Genomic DNA, 22,094 nt, shown 5'->3' on the forward strand with positions numbered 1-22,094 from the left:
ATCGATACCGAAAAAACGATAACACCTTTAGCCCCTGGTGCAGTGCTTTGTTAATGGTGATTGTTTTCATGCCATATGTCAGAACATGCCAGAACAGTACCAGTGCTGTGATACACTGTGGCTTTCACGAGCAAGAACATTTTCAACGTGGAGTGAATTGGGTGCTTTACCACATACTAGGCTTTGCCAGTGCCGCGCTGTTTTTACTAACATGGTTAGGATTATGGTCACAAATTAAGGCCATGACGCGCTTTCAAGTGCCCGTTTCTAGCGAAAGTGACGATGCTAACCACAGTCTGTCACTTAACCAGTTTGGCTCTAGCTATTTCGCGTTCTTCTCTATCTTCCTTTTCGGTATTTCAGTCGAGCCATTCAACCATTATTTGGTGTGGACACGATTTGGTGCACTCATACTTACGCTCATTATCATTTGGAAGATATGGCAGCACAGGCGCACTTCAATCTCTGGTTACGTTGCCGCAGTTGCCCTGCTAGCTCTCATCGGCGGCACTTTTTCCATTGCTTTTCGGCCATTCCCAACGCTTGCACAGCTTGGCGCAAATACCTTAATGCTGGTAGTCACCGTTATACTGTTTCAAGGTTCACTGCACCAGTGGTTTGTATTGCAGCGCAGACAAAAAGTGGGATCGCTGTCATTTGCACTGTTTCGCAATATATTGATAAAAGACGTTAGCACTTTATTATTTGGCCTAACAATGCCATTAAGCCAAAGCTGGCCGCTACTTATCCTAAACGGCACCAGCGTAATTATGCGTGGCAGTATTTTGTTGCAGATGCACAAACTAAAACGCCGAGAAATTTCCGTATCAGGGTAGTATCTCGGCGTTTTCTACTTGTTTTGTGTGGCAAAGAGATCGCTTGCCTGGCGGTCATTTGTTTAAACTGCGTTACCAATACAAGCTTCTGTTAATAAGTACAAAAGCGGCGCGTTTCTGCAATCTACAACGCCACTTCAGCCATATTACCTTTGCTTTCAAGCCATGTTTTACGGTCGCCAGAACGCTTCTTAGCAAGCAACATGTCCATCAACTCCATCATTTCTTCCGCGTCTTCAATGGTCAGCTGAACAAGGCGACGGGTGTTCGGGTCCATGGTTGTTTCGCGAAGCTGTAGCGGGTTCATTTCGCCCAAGCCTTTAAAGCGCTGTACGTTAACTTTGCCACGTTTCTTCTCCGCTTCAATTCGGTCAAGAATGCCCTGCTTCTCGCTTTCATCTAGCGCGTAGTACACCTCTTTGCCCACATCTATTCTAAATAGCGGCGGCATAGCGACATACACATGGCCTTGCTCTACCAAGGTTCTGAAGTGCCGCACAAAGAGCGCACATAGTAACGTTGCAATGTGTAGCCCATCGGAGTCAGCATCGGCAAGAATACAGATTTTACCGTAGCGCAAACCAGATAGGTCCGTCGAATCTGGGTCAATACCTAGCGCAACTGAAATATCGTGAATTTCCTGTGATGCCAATACCTGAGAAGAGTCAACTTCCCAGCTATTTAAGATTTTACCGCGCAGCGGCATAATTGCCTGAAACTCTCGGTCTCGCGCTTGCTTGGCCGAGCCACCCGCCGAGTCACCCTCTACTAAAAACAGTTCAGAGTAAGAAATATCTTGTGATGAGCAGTCGGTCAGTTTGCCTGGAAGTGCAGGCCCTTGGGTAACCTTTTTACGGGCAACTTTTTTGGTTTGACGAAGGCGACGCTGTGCATTGTTGATACACATTTCAGCAAGGGCCTCGGCAATTTCCGTATGCTGGTTTAACCAAAGGCTGAATGCGTCTTTCACCACTCCTGACACAAACGCGCTGGCCTGACGTGAAGACAGGCGTTCTTTAGTCTGCCCGGCAAACTGCGGATCCTGCATTTTTGTCGACAGGATATAGGCACACCGGTCCCAAATGTCATCTGGCGATAACTTAACGCCACGAGGCATTAAGTTTCTAAATTCGCAAAATTCGCGCATGGACTCTAATAAGCCTTGGCGCAGCCCGTTAACGTGTGTACCGCCTTGCGCTGTAGGAATAAGGTTAACGTAGCTTTCAGTTACTAAATCACCGCCTTCAGGCAACCACATTACCGCCCAATCGGCGGCTTCTGTATTGCCACTGAATGTACCTACAAATGGCGTGTCAGACGGCAAGGTTTCAAACTCTTCTACCGCTTGGTATAGGTAGTCTTTAAGACCGTCTTCGTAATACCACTCTTGACTTTCTTTGGTGATCTTGTTGTCGAAACGAATGCGCAGACCCGGGCTTAATACCGCTTTAGCGCGCAAGTTGTGCACAAGTCGACTGGCTGAGAATTTAGCCGAATCGAAATACTGCGGGTCAGGCCAGAAGTGAACACGGGTTCCTGTATTGCGCTTACCGCAGGTATCAATAACTTGTAAGTCTTCGACTTTGTCGCCGTTTTCAAAGGCAATTTGGTATACGTTACTGTCTCGTCGAATAGTTACTTCTACGCGAGTTGAAAGCGCGTTAACTACCGAGATCCCCACCCCGTGAAGACCACCAGAGAAGGCATAGTTTTTATTTGAAAATTTACCACCCGCGTGAAGCTTACATAGAATAAGCTCTACGCCTGATATCCCTTCTTCAGGGTGGATATCTACCGGCATACCACGACCATCGTCGATAACTTCTAACGATTGGTCTTCATGCAAAATTACTTTGATGTTAGAGGCGTGCCCAGCAAGCGCTTCATCCACACTGTTATCGATGACTTCCTGACCCAAGTGATTTGGGCGGGTAGTGTCGGTATACATACCAGGGCGGCGTTTTACGGGGTCAAGGCCGTTTAAAACCTCGATAGCATCTGAATTGTATTGATTTGACATAGTTATGGTTGTTATTTAAGCCAGCGACAAAGAAAGAGGTACGCGGCGCATAAGCATAGCGCCGCTCAGCATAGGATTGATGTTAGCAGGGCGAGTACAGACTGGCAATGCGCTTATTTCAGCAAAAACTCGGCAATAGCAGGCAAGTGATTTTCGTAACCTACAAAGCTGTGATCGCCGCCTTCTTCAATAACCAGATGACTTTGTGCGTACTTTTCAGCCGCTAAGCGGTAATCCAGTGTTTCATCCTCGGTCTGAAGCAGCACTTTGTAATTGCCTGGCGTTTTAATTGAGGCAGCTTCTAATGCTTGGATTACCCCCATATCGCTTTCTACTATTTCAAACTTTTCTTTGCTGTAAGGGTTTTCGTGGGCACCGATAAACCCTTGCAATAGCTCGTAAGGGCGAACAGCGGGATTGATTAACACGGCTTTGCCACCAAACTTTTCAAGCAAAAACGTAGAGAGATACCCCCCCATTGAACTGCCAATAAGTTTCAGCCCGTTTTCAAGCAGTGCCGGTGTGTTCTCAATAAGTGAAATTAGCTGGTCTTCCACTTTGCTAGGAAAATTAGACAGCTCAGGAATGTGCAAGGTAACGTTCGAGTGATGCTGCTCAAAATACGCTTTGGTGGCTTGCGCCTTAATGGATTTCGGCGAACTTAAAAAGCCGTGGAGATATAAAATGTGCTGCATATTTTTCTCTACCCTGTGTTCTCTGTTCTTTTTTGTTTCTTTGTGTACTTTCTTGCTTCTTTGTTTGCTCTAAACTCGATGCGAGTATGAAACGGGTTTTAACGCCAAACGCGCCTAGCGCATCCTTTAAAGCCAAGCTCGACTAAGCTAAACCCTAACAACGGTAACGTTTACCGTGCCGTCACCCATTAATTTCATCACCTGATACCCCGGCGCTTCATTGCTAACACCAAACTCGGGCCGCATTTCCCACTGCCAACATGTAGAAGGGCTGCTGTAAGAAGGCGTATTGTGCTTTCCTATCAGCTGGCGCAACGGCGAATGTACGTGTCCGTGTAGTAAGGCTTTTATCTGCGGATATTCATCTGTAAGCGATACTAACCGCTGAGCATCAACCAAAGAGTGCTTATCCATCCAACTGTTTGAAGGCAATATGTGATGATGAAGCGCAATAAGATGATTTGTCTGCGGCGACGTAGTTAACGATTGCTCTAGCGCCTGTATGTCGCTTTCTTTTACTTCCCCCGCTGCCATATACATATTACTTGTAGCGCGGGTATCCATGCCGTGTATTTGCCAATTGCACAAGCTTAACGAGTCATTGCTTTGTAGGTGCCGACTGCCAACGTACTTTTCGAAGTACGGATTATTGTCATGGTTTCCCGCCAGCACAAACCATTCTATATTTGCTGGCTCAATATGTTGCTCCATCAATGCAATAAAATGCTGATAGCTCTCAGGGGAACTATCGCCGCTAATATCCCCAGTAACCAGCACGACTACTTGGTGCTTTGCTCTCTGTTCTGGCTCACTTGCAACTTCTTGAACAATGTAATTTTGGATATCAGAAAGCACGCGTGCTAGTGAATCATAGGGCGCGATGCCCGCATATCCCGTCTTATCTTTGTCTTTTAGTAAGTGGCAATCACTTAGCTGAATGAGTGTTATCACGCTTCAGAAGTAACGTTTGAGGAATGTTGCAAACAGAAGTTTAGCCATTCAGCTAAAAAGATATTCACCATGTGCTTTTCGTTACGCTGGCGCATTTTTAAATTCGGATACTCGTACGACGGTTCAAGCGCTCCCGTATTTTGACTATTGATAACCTCTGCCATACGCGCATCGTGATATAAGCGCACCGTCATGCTGGGCGTTAAATATGAGGGCATATCTTTAGTGGTTTGCTTAATGCTTAACGTACTGGTGTAGCGAGCAGACTCTACAATACGTATTTCATAAGACAGGCCGACACCGACCGAAAATTCATAGCTCAAATCTTCCGTATCGCAATCAGGCAAAATTCTCAGAACATGGGAGTAGTTCAGTTCGCAAAGCGCCTGCATTGAAGGAAGATGAGGTACGTATTTTCGTTGATTGCGTTGTGTCACGATGTCTGCCACTGCTCCAGAAGTTGTGTTTTGTGCATAAAGAACCATTGTAGCGCAATTACCGCTGCGGCGTTGTCAATATGGCCATTTTCCAACCATTCAAGGGCGGTATTTTCTTTTATTCGATGTACTTTAATGTCTTCAGACTCGCTTTCTAGGCCGTGAATGCCTTGCGCTTGGCTAGCATCAGTCTTTGCTATAAAAATGTGTAATCTTTCGGTCGTGCCGCCCGGGCTAGATAAATAACTCAGCGCTTTGGTTAATTTATCTAGGGTAATACCTGCCTCTTCCATCGACTCTCTATGGCATACAGACTCCGGTGTTTCTCCTTTGTCGATCATGCCCGCGATAATTTCTATTAACCAAGGGCTTGAAGATGTGGCTAATGCCCCAATTCTAACTTGCTCAATGAGCACAAACTCTTGGAGTTCAGGATCGTAGGGTAAGACCCCCACCGCATGACCGCGTTCAAATATTTCTCGCGTGACCGTGTCGCTCCATTCTCCATTAAAACACTTGTGCTTAAATTGATACTGATTCATGGTAAAGAAACCACGATACACTGGCTTAATGTCGGTGATTTCGACGTCATTTGAGGTAAATGAAAGGAATTCCTTGCTCATTTGCTGACACTTATGGTTCAAATAGATTTATCATACATAGTACATTTACACACCAACCATGTATACGCATGAAAAATGCGATACGGCGTGTGAGCGAATAACAGAAAACTCATATTACAAGTCGTCTATTACTATAATAATTGCGTGGGTAGATCACATATTCTGTTACAGTTAATCGAATACTGTTACGAGTTTGGACTTTCGGTTTGTGGTTGAATTTTCATACACTTGGTTTTAATAAGTCGTCTCAACGAATAAACGACGACGCAACTTGAACACAACAGGAAGACGTAAGCATGAAACGAACACTTCTGTCGCTAGTTATCGGTGTTTCGATGACAACTGGTGCGCTAGCCGATGACCTAATGCAGGTATATCAACAAGCACTGGCGAACGATCCATTGGTAAACCAAGCGAAAGCGCAACGTGATGCTGCGTTCGAAGGAATCAGTCTTAGCCGCGCAAGCCTACTACCCCAAATCTCTGGCTCTGTGGGTTATACGCACTCGGAGTCTGAACGTTTTCAGCAACTTGGGCCAGATACAATCTTTACAACTGATACCACTGTCGACACTATTGATTACGGAATTTCCTTATCAATGTCTTTGTATGACCACGCGAACTGGTTGGGTTTAGACCGAGCAGAGAAAGTGGCAGAGCAAAGCGACGCACAACTTGCCGCTAGTATGCAAGACGTCATAGTGCGTACCGTTACAGCTTACTTTGACGTATTACGCGCCCGTGACAATGTGGAGTTCGTAGGGTCAGAGAAACGCGCTATTGAGCGACAGCTTGAACAAACACGCCAGCGCTTCGAAGTGGGTTTAACAGCCATTACTGACGTGCATGAAGCACAAGCAAATTACGACAGTACAGTTGCACAAGCAATACAGGCAAGAAATCAGCTTGAGTTTGCCCTTGAAGCACTTCGTGTAATTACCGGAAAATACCACGATCGTTTATTCGGTTTAAATACAGAAAACTTTTCTGCGACTATGCCGGTTCCAGCAACCGTTGACAGCTGGTTAGAAACCGCACAAGACAAAAACCTTGCATTATTAGTTGACCGTTTGGCCATGGACGTGGCAAAAGAGGACATCGCCATTGCACGTTCAGGCCACTTACCAACCTTGGCATTGTCGGGTCGATATGGCCGCTCGAAAGACGATGTTGAAGGTGAGTTTATTACTGATGATGGTCAAACCGCACCCGTTGCTTACGACACGCCGTACCTTGATAGTAAGTCAATAGGTGTAACGCTCAGCGTTCCAATCTATCAAGGCGGTAGCGTAAGCGCGCAAACGTCGCAAGCGAAGTACAACTACGTAGCGGCTAGCCAAGCTGCAGAGCAGACGTATCGTCAAACGGTACAGTCAGTTCGCAGCTCGTTTAATAACGTAAAAGCGTCAATCTCTACTATTCGCGCTCTAGAGCAGTCAGTGGTGTCTGCAGATAGCGCACTTAAAGCCACAGAAGCGGGCTTTGATGTAGGTACACGTACTATTGTTGACGTATTGGACAGCACCCGTAACTTGTTTGACGCACGTCGTAACCTTGCGGGCGCACGCTACGACTTTATTCAGTCAGTGGTTACGCTTAAGCAAGCGGCAGGTACATTGACAGGTGAAGATGTGGCTATGATCAACCGTGGTCTTAAACCTGTAGAGAAGAGTAGCAACGAATAGGATGTGATGTAGCGCAAGACCAGCGTTTTAACACCACATAGGAAGGGTGGCCACTGGCTGCCCTTTTTTGTACCTAATACCAATTCGCGCAGATAATTGCCCACTCAGAAGGCCCAGGCAAGTTTCCTAGTGAAGCGTGTGAACGCCAGAAATGGTATGATAAATCTTTGTTAGCATTGAAGTGAATGACTATTTGGCGCAAGAGAATTTTTGCAAAACGCTCAGCAATTGCCGGTATTCATCACATAAGGCTTCTGCATTTTGTTTAGTCATTACAAAACTAGATAAACGCGCTGAAACAGCACGTAATTTTTCTTGCAACAGCCGTAACTCATCATCCATGATTATACCCTTTAAATTTTTCTATCTTTGATGATGCTATATATGCAGGACAAAAGGCTTTAAAACCACCTTTTCGCCCCTACATTGTGGCACATAATATGTGCAAACAACGACTTTAGTATAACGCCAAGTTGGTCTACGACAAGCCTCTTGGCCTATTGTTTTTTTCTTGAGTGATAAATAAAAATGCAAGCCTCTGAACTACAAAATAAATTTGAGCGCATAAGAGCAAATAAATGGTTTGAAGCCTTTGTTATCAGCGTTATCGTTATTTCAGCGCTCCTTGTTGGTGCTAAAACCTACGAACTTCCTGCTGGAATGTCGTCTGTTACTTTGTTTCTAGACTGGTTCATCAGCGCGTTTTTCTTAACTGAGATTACCATTCGATTTTTAGCGGAAAAGAAAAAGCGTTATTTTTTCAAGAGCTTCTGGAACTGGTTCGACACACTCATTGTAATAATCAGCCTAATTCCGGCAGACGATACCGAGCTTGCTCTCATAGCCCGTTTGGTTAGGGTATTCCGTGTACTTCGTATGATTTCAATCATTCCGGAGCTAAGAATATTACTTGTGTCGTTAGTTAAAGCTTTACCCCAGCTAGGCTACGTCATGCTGCTTATGTTTATTATCTTTTATATCTATGCCGCGGTGGGCAGTACACTATTTGAAACTATTAATCCTGTACTGTGGGGCGATATTACTATCTCTATGCTGACACTCTTTAGGATCATGACCTTTGAAGATTGGACCGATGTGATGTACGAAACCCAAGAGGTGTACTCACTAAGCTGGATTTTCTACTTAACCTTTATCTTCTTTACCGCATTCGCCTTCCTTAATATGGTTATAGGCATTGTGGTAAACGTGATGGAAAGAGAAAACGAGAAAGCAAGGGCAGAAAAAGAAGCCGCTTTACTTGAAGAGCAAATTGCACAAGGTCACGTAGAGCCTACGTTGCATGATGTTTTAAAAGAGCTGCGCGAACTTAGGGCTCAAGTTGCAGCTCAAGGCAACAAAGAATACGTGAATAAAGCTGACTAACAAGCTTGGCAGAAACTTTTTTGCCAAAGCCTTTATAGTGGATGCTGTGTTTTAATACCAATCCGCATTTCTCGCGCTCTGGGCATTCACACGGAAAAAGTTGAATGCGTAGACAAACCGAAGGCCACAATAAGTGGCCTTCGTTCGTATTTAGCTTTTGTAATGCAATAAAGCAAGTCCACTAGCTCGCTGCTCGTTGAATTAGCATTACACCCCGTATTGCTGCTTAAGGCTTTCGGCTCTTTGTTTTGCCGCTTCAGAGGTGAACTCTCTGCTTGCTAAGCGTCGCTTTGCTAGCGCTTTTTTATCAAGTTCAAGCAACAAGGCCACGTGATTTAAATATACCTCATCATTAGCAATAGGGGCTGTTGAAATTTGCTCATAGAGCTTCAAAGCTTCAGCTTTTTCGCCCTTGGCAATATAAATTTGAGCAAGGGTATCCACGGCATCAGCATTTTCTCGCTGCAGCGATACAGCCTTCTTCGCAAGCTCTTCAGCTCGCTTCAGTTTTTTATCTTCAAATGCTAAATAAGCCAGGTTGTTAAGTACCACGAAATTATCGGGGGTTTTGGTAAGTATAAGCTCGTAGGTATCAATAGCTGCGGCTCTATCTTTTCCTATTTGACGCTCAGCTAACAACATTGCACTTTGAACGTCGTTATTGTGCGTATTTACGTGCTTTTGTAGAAAGCTAAACGCTTGCTCTTTTTTACCTGACATTTCAAGGGCAGCAACAAGCAGCAAAGCATTGTCTGAGTTTGAAGTAGCATCATAAGCTGCTTTCGCGTGGTCAACCGCCTGCTCAGGCACCTTATCTATAAGGTGTAGACGCGCAATAACGCCCCTTACGAACGGCAACGACTTAACCTCCTCAGACACATTATTGATAATCTCCCATGCCGGCTTTGATTGACCAAGACGGCTATAAAAATACGCTTTCAAAAGCGTTAGCTGAGCGTCTGGGCGCTTAGACAACACCTTGTTTGTTAACTCTAGACCTTGCTTGAATTGCTTTTGTGAGTCGACAATAAGCAGCTTACCCAACACCGCATTTTTATCTTGTGGATAAAATGATAACCAGCGATCAAAGAAAGCCGTTGCGTCGTTTACATTATTGCTCGCAATAAGTGCCTGACCTTTTAAGTTCCAAAAAGCCTGAGGTGATGACTCGTCACCTTCAACAGCAGTCAATAGTGAAACCGTTTTATCTAGCTGGTTATTAAGCGAGTACATTCTTGCTAGTAAAAGGCGTAGGTTTACGTCGCTCTTGTTCTCATTAAATTGTGTCTGTGCATGATTAATGACAGCATCTGCATTTCCCTTTTCCATCGCTAGCGCAAACCATAACGCTAGCGCTTGAACGTCCGAGGGATTCTTATCTATGAAGGTGCGAATAAACGCTTCCGCATTGTCTTTTTTGCCTTCGGCAACAAGTAGCTTAGTTCTAGAATACGTGATCTCATTACCCGCATCATCAAGCGCACTCGCTTTGTCGAAATATTGTGCCGCTTCTTGGTATGCACCTTCTGCCGTTGCAATGTTCCCCAAATAAATCAGGGGCGCCGCAGTCTGCGGTGAAGCCTCATGCCACTCTTTTGCAGCACTTTTTGCTTTTTCCAGCTGATTCGTCGCTATGTAGGCACGCAGTAAGGTTGCTTGCGAGGTGACGGACTCAGGTGCTTGTTCAACCGCTTGTTCGAGGTTTACTAAACCATCGATGTCATTTAATGAAAGCTGTAAAACCCCTAAACGCGATAAGTCTTCGGCTGTAGTGCTAACCCCTTCTGATTTTTCTACCATTTGCTGAGCACCAATGACGTTGCCTTCTCTTAGCAACTGATAGCTGGCTTTCGAAAACAGGGCCGCATCAACACCCTGCTCACCTTCGACTCTTGCTAACACTTCAAGCGCCTCATCGTTTTCACCTAGTTGAAGCATGCTGTCGGCTAGCATTCGAAGGCCAGGGTGATTATCAGGCAAGCTAGACGCCACCATAGTTAAGTGGCGCTGGGCCGCCTCGAAGTCTTGAATTTGATACGCACTAAAACCCGCAACCAAACGCACAACCTGATCGCTCCTACCGTTTTGAACGGCAATTTCCAAGTGTTCAAGGGCTTTCGCGTAATTTTCGTTGGCTGACTCAATAATGCCTTTAAAAGTATTTAGCAGCGGATGGTTTTCGTTCAGCACCAACAAGTCATCGACAATAGGCTGAGCGTTATCAAGATCTCTTATCTCAATAAGAAGCGCGGCATACGCAAATTTGCTGGTAACGTCATCAGGAAACTGGCTAACATAAACGCCATATACTTCTGCAGCTTTTTCTGGTTCGCCATTTTGCAGGTAAATTTTGGCAAGCTGTTGCAATACGTCTTTGTTGGTCGGCGCTTGCTCACGCAACGCTTCTGTTGCGGCTAATGCACCTTCCATATCGTTTTCTAGTACGAAGGCATAACTATCAATAAGGCCCTTGTAAACAGAACTTGTATCTAGGGTAGAAAGATCGGCAAGAAGCGCTTGCGCCTCTTCTTTTTTACCAAGCTGCATCAGTGCTTGAAGCTTATAAAAGCCTACTTCTGCTGATTCAACCGCGGTCATTCCTTCTGCGCGATAGTCTACTTCAGCGAGGGCATTTTCTGCTCCTGACTGTTGATAAGCCACAGATAACAATGGAATAACTTGGCTAACGGGATGACCTAAATCCATTGCCTTGTTAAGTTCTTTTTCTGCCGCCACATAATTGTTTTGTTGTAGGTACAGTTTTCCTAGCTCAAAGCGAGGTTCTGCCGCAGTAGGACCTTTTTGAATAGCGTTTTTGTATTCAACGATGGCCGCATCAAGCTGCTGTTGAGAGGCATAGTTTCGTGCATCAGCCAAATGGCTTTCCATCGACTTCTCGCTACACCCTGACAAAAGTGCACTGGTTAACATAACTGCTAACGTGGTGCGTTTAATTAATTTATTAGTTCTCTGCTTTGTCATTGTAATTCCTTGCCCTTCCTCAGATTTTTGTCGTCACATTCCTGCTCTTTGTCAAAAGCACTGACTAAACTGCTCATTATTTCATCTAATTTGTGCAATTTCGTGGCAACCTATCCATTATTCGAATATAATACTGTTTTTTGCAACACTGCTGGCAAGCATATCGCGAAATACGCTAAGAATACGCTTCATTAACTCGCCGGACAGGCCAGTTCAACGCTGTATAGCGTCTTGCGATAATAAACCGAAAAAGTACGGTTTAGTCGTATGCCGCACCCTCCTTACTTAATGCACCAGGACCCTTAATGACAACAACTGTCGACATGACATTTAAAGACCTCAATTTACCAGAACCAATCTTACAAGCCCTTGAAAAAGTTGGCTACGAGAAACCGTCTCCTATTCAGGCTGAGAGTATTCCTCTTATTCTTGAAGGGCACGATTTACTCGGTCAGGCACAGACAGGGACAGGAAAAACCGCTGCGTTTGCCCTGCCTATGTTGGCAAATATCGATCCTGAGCAACGTAAGCCGCAATTACTGGTATTGGCCCCAACCCGTGAACTAGCTATTCAGGTTGCAGAGGCGTTTCAGGTTTATGCGAGCTTTAGTCAAAAAATTAAAGTACTTCCAGTATACGGCGGTCAGTCGTACGACAACCAAATTCGCCAGCTTAAGCGCGGCGTTCAAGTGGTTGTGGGTACACCAGGCCGTATCATTGACCACATAAAGCGCAAAACACTAGACTTAAGCGAACTTAAGTTCTTAGTGTTAGACGAAGCTGACGAAATGCTTCGCATGGGCTTTATTGATGATGTTGAACTTATTCTTAGCCACGCACCAGAAGAGCGCCAAACTGCGCTGTTCTCGGCAACTATGCCTGGCCCGATTAAGAAAATTACTCAACGTTACTTAAAAGATCCTAAGCACGTTAAAATTGCGTCTAAGGTAAGCACCGCGAGTACAATTCGCCAGCGTTACTGCCAAATCGCACCGCACCACAAACTTGAAGCGCTAACCCGCATCATGGAAGTGGAAGTGTTCGACGGTATGATCATATTCGTTCGTACTAAAACCGCTACGGTTGAACTAGCAGATAAACTATCTGCTCGTGGTTACGATGTAGAGCCGCTAAACGGTGATATTCCTCAGGCAGCCCGTGAGCGTACTGTTGAAAAGCTTAAGCAGGGTAAAATTGATATCCTTGTTGCTACCGACGTAGTAGCCCGTGGTCTTGACGTTGAGCGCGTAAGCCACGTTATCAACTACGACATCCCGTACGATAGTGAGTCATATGTACACCGTATTGGTCGTACTGGTCGCGCTGGACGTCAAGGTGATGCAATCTTGTTTATTTCTCACCGTGAAAAGCGCTTGTTGTTCTCGATTGAGAAAACCACTAAGCAACCTATTGAAGCGATGCCAATTCCTTCAATTAGCGAGATAAATGAAACCCGTTTGAGCCGCTTTAAGCAGTCAGTTGCCGAAGCAGCGCAAGACGATAGCATTGAGTCATTAATGCCAATCGTTGAGATGATTAAAGAAGAAAACGAAGCTTCTCCTGAAGTTTTGATGGCTGCACTACTTAAAATTGCGCAAGGTGATGAGCCGTTAATTCTTAAAGAATCAGATCGCCCTGATATCAACAGCAAGCCTCCGCGTGATAGCCGCGACAGAAACTCTCGTGACGGTCGTGAGAGAAAGCCACGAGTACCTCGTGGAAACCGCAAACCTGAAGAAGGCATGCAGCGCTTCCGTATTGAAGTTGGTCATGTTCACGGCGCTAAGCCTGGTAATATCGTGGGCGCTATTGCGAACGAAGCGAATATTAATTCGAAGCACATTGGCGCTATCGAAATTTATGACAACTTCAGCACGGTAGACCTTCCTGAAGGCATGCCGAAGGAAACGCGCGATACGCTACAGGGCACCCGTGTTGCTGGTCAGCGTTTAAACATTCGCGAATGGTCAGACACGCCGCCGGCTAAAGGTCGTGGCGATCGTGGTAACCGTGGTGACAGAGCGCCTCGCGGCAATCGTGAAGACCGCCCTAATCGCGGAGACCGCGAAAACCGTAAGCGTAAGAACTAAATAGCAATACATTCAGCCTTTATATAACTAATTGCAATATAAAGGCTGTTTTCGTTGTTTTCTAATTAAAAAGAATTGGCGCAAAATAGTGTCAGTTCTTTTTTTGTATTTGAAGCTAAGAAAACCTTTATGGATTACTTTCCGTTATTCCTAGACGCCAGAAAACTCAATGTTCTAATTGTTGGGGCTGGTGAAGTTGCTGCCCGTAAGCTAGAGCTTATTATGAAGACACCTGCGACCATCACCGTGGTGGCGCCTTGGGTTTGCGATACGGTGAAGCAATTGGCGCAAAATGAGAAAGTGACACTTATTGAACGCGAGTTTGAAAATAGTGATCTCACCCATAAAGATATGGCCTTCATTGCCACCGACAAAGGCGATGTTAATCAACATATTCACGACTTAGCGCGCGCTAACAAAGTGTTGGTAAACGTGGTGGACAATACGCCGCTTTGCCAATTCATCACCCCCTCTATTGTTGACCGCTCTCCTATCGTTATTGCTATGAGTAGTGGTGGTGTAGCGCCTGTTTTGCTTCGTTATTTACGTCAAAAGTTAGAGACTGTACTGCCTGCTAACTTAAGTCGATTGGGCGCGTTTTCTGAAAAATTTCGCGACAAAGTAAAGCAAACGCTTAATGGCGTTACCGCTCGTCGATACTTTTGGGAAGACGTGCTCGATGGTGACATTGCTGAAATGGTAGAAAAGGGCCAAGACAAAAAAGCCGATGATGCATTTGAATTAGCACTGCAAGCCGCCGCTCAAGACAAAAAAGTAGAAGGGCAAGTGTATTTAGTAGGAGCAGGCCCTGGCGACCCCGACCTTCTCACCTTTCGCGCATTGCGCTTAATGCAAAAGGCCGACGTGGTAGTCTATGACCGCTTGGTATCGCCGCAAATTCTTGAGCTTGTACGCCGTGACGCTGAGAAAATCTATGTTGGGAAAGCTAAAAGCAATCACACGCTTCCCCAAGACGACATTAACCAATTAATGGTTGATGAGGCTAAAAAAGGCAATCGTGTGGTGCGTTTAAAAGGCGGCGACCCATTCATATTTGGACGTGGTGGAGAAGAAATTCAAACACTTATTCAGCACGGCATCGACTTTCAGGTAGTTCCCGGCATAACCGCCGCAAGCGGGGCGTCTAGCTATGCTGGCATTCCACTTACTCATCGCGATCACGCACAGTCTGTGGTATTTGCCACCGGTCACCTAAAAAATGGCACTATCGACCTCAACTGGCCTGCCCTTGCACAGAAAAATCAAACCGCTGTGTTTTATATGGGTTTGACAGGCTTGCCGATTATCTGCGAAAAGCTCATTGAACACGGTCTTGATGCCAATACGCCTATCGCTTTAGTTCAATCGGCGACTACCGAAAAGCAGGCGGTACTAACAGGCACGCTGAGCAATATTGTGGCTAAGCAAGAAGAGGCGCAATTACAACCGCCTACACTTATTATCGTCGGTTCAGTTGTTAGTTTACGTGACGAACTAAACTGGTACCAATAATCCCTTCCTGCCCCTTTGTGTAAATAAAGGGGCTCTGTACCAGCTTTGCCGTTTATGAACGTCGGCTTCTACTTACCTCCTCTTCAACATTGCTCTGCCGCAATTTCCCAACCGACTACCAACATCTGCCCCAATAATTTCCCTCTGTATTATTGGCAGTAAACAATGCTGCCTGTACTCGTAGTTAATTGCGTTATTTCCTGACTACCGACTAATTATGTAAACGTTTCCACTTACATTTAAGCCCCATTTAATATACATTTAAGAAAAACCAAATCGTTAACATTTTGTTTTCATAAAGTAGGCTTTGGGAAAAATATGCATCAAGCGAATAGCCCCCTTCGTCGTATTGTTGTTGTAGGTGGTGGTGCCGCTGGCTGGTTAACCGCTTCAATCATCGCTGTAACGCACAAGCACGATGACAATATTAGTGTCACCTTAGTTGAGTCACCAGATGTCAGTATATTGGGTGTAGGCGAAGGGACGTGGCCTACTATGCGCAGTACGCTTCTTAAAATTGGTATCAGTGAAGAAACCTTTTTAGCTCAGTGCAATGCGTCTTTTAAGCAGGGTACCAGTTTTCACAATTGGCGCTCAGACACCATTGAACATCAGTACTACCACCCTTTCAGCCTGCCATTTAGGTACTTTGAAAGCGACGTAGCAGCATGGTGGCAAAGCTACGCAGCAGAGCAAGATTTTGCACATGCTGTATGTTCCCAGGCCGCGTTATGCGACCATCACCTCGCACCCAAGCAGCGTCAAACGCCTGCGTATGCTGGCATTGCAAACTATGGTTATCACCTTGACGCAAACAAGTTTGCAGCCCTACTTCAAAAGCACGCGACAACGGTTTTAGGTGTTCAACATATTGTGGATCATGTGGATGATGTGGTTGGCTCATCTTCAGAACCTATTGCTGCAATAGTGGGTCGTGAACACGGTAATATTACTGGTGATCTATTCATAGATTGTACAGGCTTTGCGGCAAGGTTAATTGGTCAGCACTATGGTGTCCCCTTAACATCTTGCTCCAACGTACTGGCCAACGACAGTGCTATCGCAATCCAAGCTCCCTACGTTGACAGCTCAGTTGATATTGCCTCTACCACACACTCAACAGCTCAAGACAGTGGCTGGATTTGGGACATTGGTTTGCCTTCGAGAAAAGGTGTGGGATACGTGTATAGCTCGGCGCATTGCAGTGAAGATGAAGCAAGAGCAACACTGGAGACCTACTTAAAGCACGACAAGAAAACCGCTGATGTGGATGTTAGCAAAGCGAGAAAGATCACATTCTCACCGGGCTACCGTAAAACGCTTTGGGTAGAGAATTGTGTCGCCATCGGCACATCTGCTGGCTTCCTAGAACCTTTGGAAGCGTCGGCGCTTGTCATGATTGAATTATCTGCCACCCACATAGCAAAACAACTGCCTAGAACATATAAAGAATGCCAAGCGGCTGGTCGACAGTTTAATCAGGCTTTCGAAAAAAAGTGGGAAAGAATAGTCGACTTCCTAAAGCTTCATTATGTGTTGAGTGAACGTGAAGCTTCTGCGTACTGGCGTGATATGCGGAACCAAGAGAGCTGCTCCACCCAGTTACAAGATTGGTTAACCCTGTGGAAAAGCCGCAGTCCTATTTCATCTGATTTTGAACTTCGTGAGGAATTGTTCCCCGCGGCCAGCTATTTGTTTGTTCTATACGGCATGGGATTCAGGTCGCAGTACAATGATGTCTATCAAGCTAATTTACACACCCCTGAACAGCGGCAGGCCTACGCAAAACATGTACAAAGTATTCAGCAACAACTCAGTGGTTTACCCACTAATCGACAGTTTTTGAATCAAGTAGCACAATCCCAAGGTCTCTCAATGCACTATTGACGACCTCTGCTAGGGTAATGGGCTGGCACGACCCAAAGCAAAGGCTTCAAAATAGCCTTTGCCTTGTTTTTTTCATTTTCACGCGCATACTCACAAAATGAGTGATCAATTATTGAGTTAACCCAACGATAACAATGAAGCTTCACACTAACTCGAAAAAAAAGAACATTTGGCGCTTTATTGGCAAGGTAACGAGATACCTTGGTCTCGCTACGATCTCTGTGGTTTTCCATGTTCAGCATGCGCTCTCTGAACAACTCGAGTTCAAAAGAAAGAAGACTGATACCGGCATGCAGTTCTATTACGAATGGATTGACGGTGCGAAGCAGCGACATAACCTCAAGTTTGAAATTCCCTTTGAGTCAATTGAAGACTTGCCGCTAAGGCAAACTAATTACAAGCCCAAAATAGCACAGCGACACGTGACTGTTGCGTTGACCAAAGCAGCAAAGGCTATCGACCCCAAGGACGCAAAAGTAACAATCAAGCCCTTGAGAGAAGCCATTAATATTAAAGTGTCGGGGACTGACGAAGAGAAAATAGAAGACGTTCAAGCGCATTTACGTGACGTACAGCAAAACGCTTACGATAGCTACTTGCATGAACATTACTTCACGCGCTTTACGACTTTATTTAACCAAAGTGCCATAAAGCCAGACCACCTGCGTTACATCTCTGAGTCAGTAAAACCTTTGGTGTCCGTTTCTCAAGCGTTTTACGAGAAAGTCGCGTCTGAGTCAGATTCAAGAGCCTATTTTTCTTTAATTCTCAGTTGGCTGCAAAGCATCCCTTACGACACGTTAGAAGATAGAGTAGTGAGTAATGGCTCTGGGTATGCGCCGCCCATTAGTGTGCTTATGCAGAACCTAGGGGACTGTGACAGTAAAGCAGTGTTAGCGTCTTCAATGGTAAGAGCTTTTTTACCTACTACAAAGATGATTGTGCTTTACCTGCCCAACCACGCTTTGCTTGGAATTGCATTAACCCCCATGGCAGATGACCGAACCATAGAGCACGATGGCGACGTTTACGTGCTCTATGATCCTACGGGTCCGGCACTCATTCCCTTCGGACAAGTATCAGAAGATACAGAGCGCTACATTGTGACCGGGCGCTACCAGGTAGAAGTAGTAGAGTAAGTTTCATCTACATTTGCCTGTTATTCCCTGAATAGAACATCACTTCATTGCCAATCACACTGTTGGTAGATTTATCGATAATAACAAAGCTAACAGATTGCATGGTATTAGCCATTGGCGACAATGCTTCAACTGAAAACGGCACATTTCGCTTTTCGCCTGGTGCTACGTTTATAGTCGGTACGTTAATAAGCTGCATATCTGATGGCGTTTCTATAGCAATTTCATAGGTTTTGGCCACGCGGGATTTATTTAAAACGGTTAACGTATAAGTGTTTTCAATGTGTCCCGCGTTGTTCTCTCTGTAAAGCGCGTTGCGGTCACGGCTAATTGAAGCTTCGAAGTCCTGCCTGTCGATAGCCCACTCGCCCATTGCGAGCAGTATGGCAATGATTGCGGCGCCGTAAAGATAGTTAGTGAATTTACGCCCAGAATTCCTGCCGGCTCGCGAAAAATTGATAAGTTTGAGCGGATAGCCAAATTTGGCCATGACCTTGTCGCATGCGTCAATACACAGGCCACAGTTAATGCACTCGTACTGAATTCCTTCACGAATATCTATGCCTGCTGGGCAGACTTGAACGCACAAATTACAATCCACACAATCGCCCAAGTCTTTGTGCTGTGAAAAACGCTTCCTTGGCCCGCGACTTTCTCCTCTCGTTTCGTTGTAAGTAACCAATGACGTACTGTTATCAAACATCGCAGCTTGAAAGCGAGAATAGGGGCACATGTGCGTGCACATTTTCTCTCGAAGCCAACCGGCATTGGCATAAGTGCAAACGGCAAAGAACATTGTCCAGCCTGAAATTAACGCAGGCGCAGAGAAAGTGAAAAACTCCGTATAAAGACGAGATGCCGGATAGAAATAAGACATAAAAACCAGCGCAGTAATAAGGCTTAATGCCAACCATGCACTGTGTTTTGCCCCCTTTACGACTACTTTTGTTAGTGAGCTAGGCTGCTTATCTAAAGCCTTGCTTTGATTGTGCGTACCTTCAATACGGCGCTCTACCCAATTGAAAGCCAGAGTCCATACGGTTTGAGGGCAAGTAAAGCCACACCATACTCGCCCGTAATGACGGGTGACTAAAAACAAAACAAAAGCCGCAAGAATAAACAGAAAGGCAAAAATCATGAGGTCTTGTGGATACAACACCCATGTAAAAAGCGTGAGGGTTTGACGCCCCACGTCAAACAAAATCGCCTGCTGTCCTTGGTATTGAATAAAGGGGAGCGCAACAAACAGCGTCACTAATACTACATTCAAGTATCGACGTATTTTTTGAAAGTGCCCGGTTTCCTCACGGATATAGATTTTTTTGCTTTCTACGGGTGTACAAGCAATGATGTCTTCTTGCCGAATTTTAACTGCCGTCATTAGCTTTCTCCGAAAATTTTGCGCTAATGGTAGGGATTTAAGGCCGTTAAAATAGAAACAGATTAGGGGTTTCTTTATAGATCAGTTGCAATAGATTTTAAGGCGCAGATATTTAAGGCGTAGGCTTTGAAGTCGCAGATTTTTAAGGTGAATGTTTTTCTTATTTCAAACCTGCACCCTATACATAATGTGCAAAAACTACGGTTTGCGTTACGCAGATTGATAACACGTTATTTATAAAAGACTTTTTATAAATAACGAAAGCTTAAGCAGTTGATTGCGCTTCGCTTCATTCAGAGCAAACGATGCATTTAAACGAAAACAATGGTTAAACTCATTGGTTAAGCTAAACAGTTTTCCAGGCGCAATGGTGATGTGTAAACGCAACGCTTCTTTATAAATAGCCATTGCATCAACATGCCCCCGGCATTCCACCCACAAAAAATAGCCGCCGCTATGTGTATGAATAGTCGCAACGTCTGATAGAAGGTCGGTAAGCAGCGCCGTTATCGTCTTCTTACGAGCGATGAGTTTTTTTCGCAGCTGCTTTAAATGAGACTCGTAATTTTTTGTGGATAAATAGTCTACAAGCGCAAGCTGTATCGGCGCACTGGTTGCCAATGTACTCATAAGCTGCTGTTTTTGTATTTCAAGGGCACGCTTACCTGCGGCGACCCACCCTATTCTGTACCCCGCCACTAAAGACTTGGAGAACGATGAACACAACATGCTATCTCCCTCTTTCATAAAATGCTTAATTGGCAGAGGTGGACGCTTGTCAGCATAAAGCTCGGCATACACATCATCTTCAATAAGGGCAACATTATACTTATCCAGTAACGCGGCCACCTGCTGTTTTTGAACGTCACTCAATGAGTATCCAACAGGATTTTGAAAGTTGCTCATAAGCCAGCAGGCTTTCACATTATGATTTTTAAATGCGCGCTCAAGTGCAGCTACATCCAGGCCAGTGTTGGGTGATACCGTTACAGTAATCGCTTTTAGACCTAAACGTTGAAGCGCCTGCAGCGTTCCATAAAACACCGGCGACTCGACGACCACCCAGTCTCCTGGTGTGGTGCATGCCTGCAAACTCAAGTTCAGCGCCTCTAGCGCACCAGCGGTAATAATGATTTCATCAGGCGATATATTCACGCCTTTGGCGGCATAGCGCTTAGCGATGATTTTTCTAAGGTCCAGGTTGCCTGGAGGCAAATTATCCATAGCGCTGGTCAAGGAAATTTGCTGGGCAGCAGCTGCAATAGACTTATTTAAATGTTGCCTTGGATAAAGGCTTGGGTCGGGGTAAGCAAATCCTAAACTGAACATGTGGGGGTCGCGAGAGGCCTGCAGCACTTCATATACAAAGTCGTTAATGCTGACGGCTTCTGTGGCCTGTACACGTTCTTTTGAGGAATTGCTCGCTTTAGCGGTTACCAGAAAGCCCGAACGTTCTTGGGAGCTGACTATACCTTGGCTTTCTAACATCTGATAGGCGTGCAGCACTGTCATTAGGCTGAAGCCTGTTTGTGCTGCCTGTTTGCGAAGAGATGGGAGCTTTTCGTTTTCTACCCACACGCCGCGCTCAATCTGCTCTTTAAGTTGGTGAGCTAAAACTTCGTATTTAGCCACGTTTTGCTCCGATAGTTCCCACTAGCGGAGTATAACAGTGAGGACAGTATTCTGTTATAAAAACAATACTGCCAATTTACGCATTATCTTAGGTTATAGATTTTCTTCAGCAAAACTTGCAAGACGACTTCTTACCACGCCGTCTAAGTTTATGGTGGCACTGCCCGAGAAGTCTTTAAACTTTTCAACCAAGTAAGTAAGCCCCGATGTCACTGCGCTCAGATAGTTACTGTCAATCTGTGCCAAGTTACCGCCCACTATCAGCTTAGTTCCTTCACCACAGTGTGTGATGATCGTTTTAAGCTGTGATGCAGTTAAGTTTTGTGATTCATCCGAAGCTACAATGACACAGGCTTCGTACAACAAATGCTATGTACAGGAAATGTTGCAGAAAAAATTAGACGAATAGCTTGAGTGTTATTTTTGGGGAAAAGATCAGAATGAAGACACCGGTTTGGGCTTAGAGGCTGAGGGATCCCCACGAATTTAATTCCATGTGCCTGCGGTCCAGGCCCCGTCGACTATGGAGCTGTACCATTTGAGTGCAGTTTTCCACTGTCGCATAGTAAATGCGTATTCGACAAGCGACAGCCCTGAGTCCAAGGTAATGGAATGACAACACGCTCCTGGTTTCAGTATTGGCTTGGAAGCGCCGATGCTTATTCGATGAGACAAGTACTATCCCCAGTAATATAGCTACGAGTGACGCTAACGTCGTCAGCAATACCAGTATTGTTAGACGCTGCTTTTTCACGCTTTTATTCTGTTCGTAGCCAAGCCCGAACTTCGTGCTTTTCATGTCTCTAAAGCCTTCTTCAATTTGCATCCGCTGGCGATAAAT

Annotated in this window: 16 protein-coding genes and 2 pseudogenes; 7 read left to right on the forward strand and 11 right to left on the reverse strand. The window is 45.2% G+C overall.

Going from position 1 to position 22,094, the window contains the following annotated elements:
• Nucleotides 1-161 precede the first annotated feature (161 nt).
• Nucleotides 162-836, forward strand: coding sequence for a hypothetical protein (locus RJ41_RS09885; protein ID WP_039220021.1), 675 nt, complete (start codon nucleotides 162-164; stop codon nucleotides 834-836).
• A gap of 124 nt (nucleotides 837-960) precedes the next feature.
• Here the strand turns inward: RJ41_RS09885 and parE are convergent, their stop codons facing one another.
• From parE to nudF, 5 genes are all read right to left on the reverse strand, one after another.
• On the reverse strand, nucleotides 961-2,856 hold the full coding sequence (gene parE, locus RJ41_RS09890) for a DNA topoisomerase IV subunit B (protein WP_039219973.1): 1,896 nt from the start codon (nucleotides 2,854-2,856) through the stop codon (nucleotides 961-963).
• A gap of 113 nt (nucleotides 2,857-2,969) precedes the next feature.
• The gene (locus RJ41_RS09895; protein WP_014948209.1) at nucleotides 2,970-3,551 is read right to left on the reverse strand and encodes a YqiA/YcfP family alpha/beta fold hydrolase; all 582 of its coding nucleotides are present in this window, start codon (nucleotides 3,549-3,551) and stop codon (nucleotides 2,970-2,972) included.
• A gap of 147 nt (nucleotides 3,552-3,698) precedes the next feature.
• The gene (locus RJ41_RS09900; RefSeq protein ID WP_039219976.1) at nucleotides 3,699-4,502 is read right to left on the reverse strand and encodes a metallophosphoesterase family protein; all 804 of its coding nucleotides are present in this window, start codon (nucleotides 4,500-4,502) and stop codon (nucleotides 3,699-3,701) included.
• Nucleotides 4,499-4,939, reverse strand: a complete 441-nt coding sequence (locus RJ41_RS09905) for a DUF1249 domain-containing protein (protein ID WP_014975631.1) — start codon at nucleotides 4,937-4,939, stop codon at nucleotides 4,499-4,501. The genes RJ41_RS09900 and RJ41_RS09905 overlap by 4 nt, the downstream gene beginning before the upstream one ends.
• Nucleotides 4,936-5,562, reverse strand: coding sequence for an ADP-ribose diphosphatase (nudF, locus tag RJ41_RS09910; protein ID WP_014948206.1), 627 nt, complete (start codon nucleotides 5,560-5,562; stop codon nucleotides 4,936-4,938). The genes RJ41_RS09905 and nudF overlap by 4 nt, the downstream gene beginning before the upstream one ends.
• Nucleotides 5,563-5,858: 296 nt before the next feature.
• On the opposite strand from nudF, the gene tolC reads away from it, so the two are divergent.
• A complete protein-coding gene (gene tolC, locus RJ41_RS09915; protein ID WP_039219979.1) occupies nucleotides 5,859-7,247 on the forward strand; it encodes an outer membrane channel protein TolC in 1,389 nt (462 codons plus the stop codon).
• Nucleotides 7,248-7,436: 189 nt separating this feature from the next.
• Here the strand turns inward: tolC and RJ41_RS19155 are convergent, their stop codons facing one another.
• Nucleotides 7,437-7,589 carry a hypothetical protein gene (locus RJ41_RS19155; protein WP_167334069.1) on the reverse strand — a complete coding sequence of 51 codons (153 nt, stop codon included), beginning with the start codon at nucleotides 7,587-7,589 and terminating at the stop codon, nucleotides 7,437-7,439.
• A 186-nt stretch (nucleotides 7,590-7,775) separates the two neighbouring features.
• Between RJ41_RS19155 and RJ41_RS09920 the strand changes: the two genes are divergently transcribed.
• Complete coding sequence (locus RJ41_RS09920; RefSeq protein ID WP_039219981.1) at nucleotides 7,776-8,630, forward strand: ion transporter; 855 nt, start codon at nucleotides 7,776-7,778, stop codon at nucleotides 8,628-8,630.
• A gap of 207 nt (nucleotides 8,631-8,837) precedes the next feature.
• Here the strand turns inward: RJ41_RS09920 and prsT are convergent, their stop codons facing one another.
• The gene (gene prsT, locus RJ41_RS09925; RefSeq protein ID WP_039219984.1) at nucleotides 8,838-11,612 is read right to left on the reverse strand and encodes an XrtA/PEP-CTERM system TPR-repeat protein PrsT; all 2,775 of its coding nucleotides are present in this window, start codon (nucleotides 11,610-11,612) and stop codon (nucleotides 8,838-8,840) included.
• A gap of 305 nt (nucleotides 11,613-11,917) precedes the next feature.
• On the opposite strand from prsT, the gene RJ41_RS09930 reads away from it, so the two are divergent.
• From RJ41_RS09930 to RJ41_RS09950, 4 genes are all read left to right on the forward strand, one after another.
• Complete coding sequence (locus tag RJ41_RS09930) at nucleotides 11,918-13,702, forward strand: DEAD/DEAH box helicase (protein ID WP_039219987.1); 1,785 nt, start codon at nucleotides 11,918-11,920, stop codon at nucleotides 13,700-13,702.
• Between the two features lie 129 nt (nucleotides 13,703-13,831).
• Nucleotides 13,832-15,214, forward strand: a complete 1,383-nt coding sequence (gene cysG / locus RJ41_RS09935) for a siroheme synthase CysG (RefSeq protein WP_039219989.1) — start codon at nucleotides 13,832-13,834, stop codon at nucleotides 15,212-15,214.
• Nucleotides 15,215-15,532: 318 nt separating this feature from the next.
• Complete coding sequence (locus tag RJ41_RS09940; RefSeq protein ID WP_039219992.1) at nucleotides 15,533-17,101, forward strand: tryptophan halogenase family protein; 1,569 nt, start codon at nucleotides 15,533-15,535, stop codon at nucleotides 17,099-17,101.
• A gap of 134 nt (nucleotides 17,102-17,235) precedes the next feature.
• Nucleotides 17,236-18,240 carry a hypothetical protein gene (locus RJ41_RS09950; RefSeq protein WP_240485774.1) on the forward strand — a complete coding sequence of 335 codons (1,005 nt, stop codon included), beginning with the start codon at nucleotides 17,236-17,238 and terminating at the stop codon, nucleotides 18,238-18,240.
• A gap of 7 nt (nucleotides 18,241-18,247) precedes the next feature.
• Here the strand turns inward: RJ41_RS09950 and ccoG are convergent, their stop codons facing one another.
• From ccoG to RJ41_RS19260, 4 genes and pseudogenes are all read right to left on the reverse strand, one after another.
• Nucleotides 18,248-19,621, reverse strand: coding sequence for a cytochrome c oxidase accessory protein CcoG (gene ccoG / locus RJ41_RS09955; protein WP_014975625.1), 1,374 nt, complete (start codon nucleotides 19,619-19,621; stop codon nucleotides 18,248-18,250).
• Between the two features lie 234 nt (nucleotides 19,622-19,855).
• Nucleotides 19,856-21,253, reverse strand: coding sequence for an aminotransferase-like domain-containing protein (locus tag RJ41_RS09960; protein WP_039219997.1), 1,398 nt, complete (start codon nucleotides 21,251-21,253; stop codon nucleotides 19,856-19,858).
• 93 nt (nucleotides 21,254-21,346) lie between these two features.
• A pseudogene (locus tag RJ41_RS09965) lies at nucleotides 21,347-21,598 on the reverse strand (PhoH family protein); the annotation flags it as partial.
• 115 nt (nucleotides 21,599-21,713) lie between these two features.
• Nucleotides 21,714-22,094: pseudogene (locus tag RJ41_RS19260) on the reverse strand (hypothetical protein); the annotation flags it as partial.

Source organism: Alteromonas marina (genome assembly GCF_000808575.1).
Classification (GTDB): Bacteria; Pseudomonadota; Gammaproteobacteria; order Enterobacterales; family Alteromonadaceae; genus Alteromonas; species Alteromonas marina_A.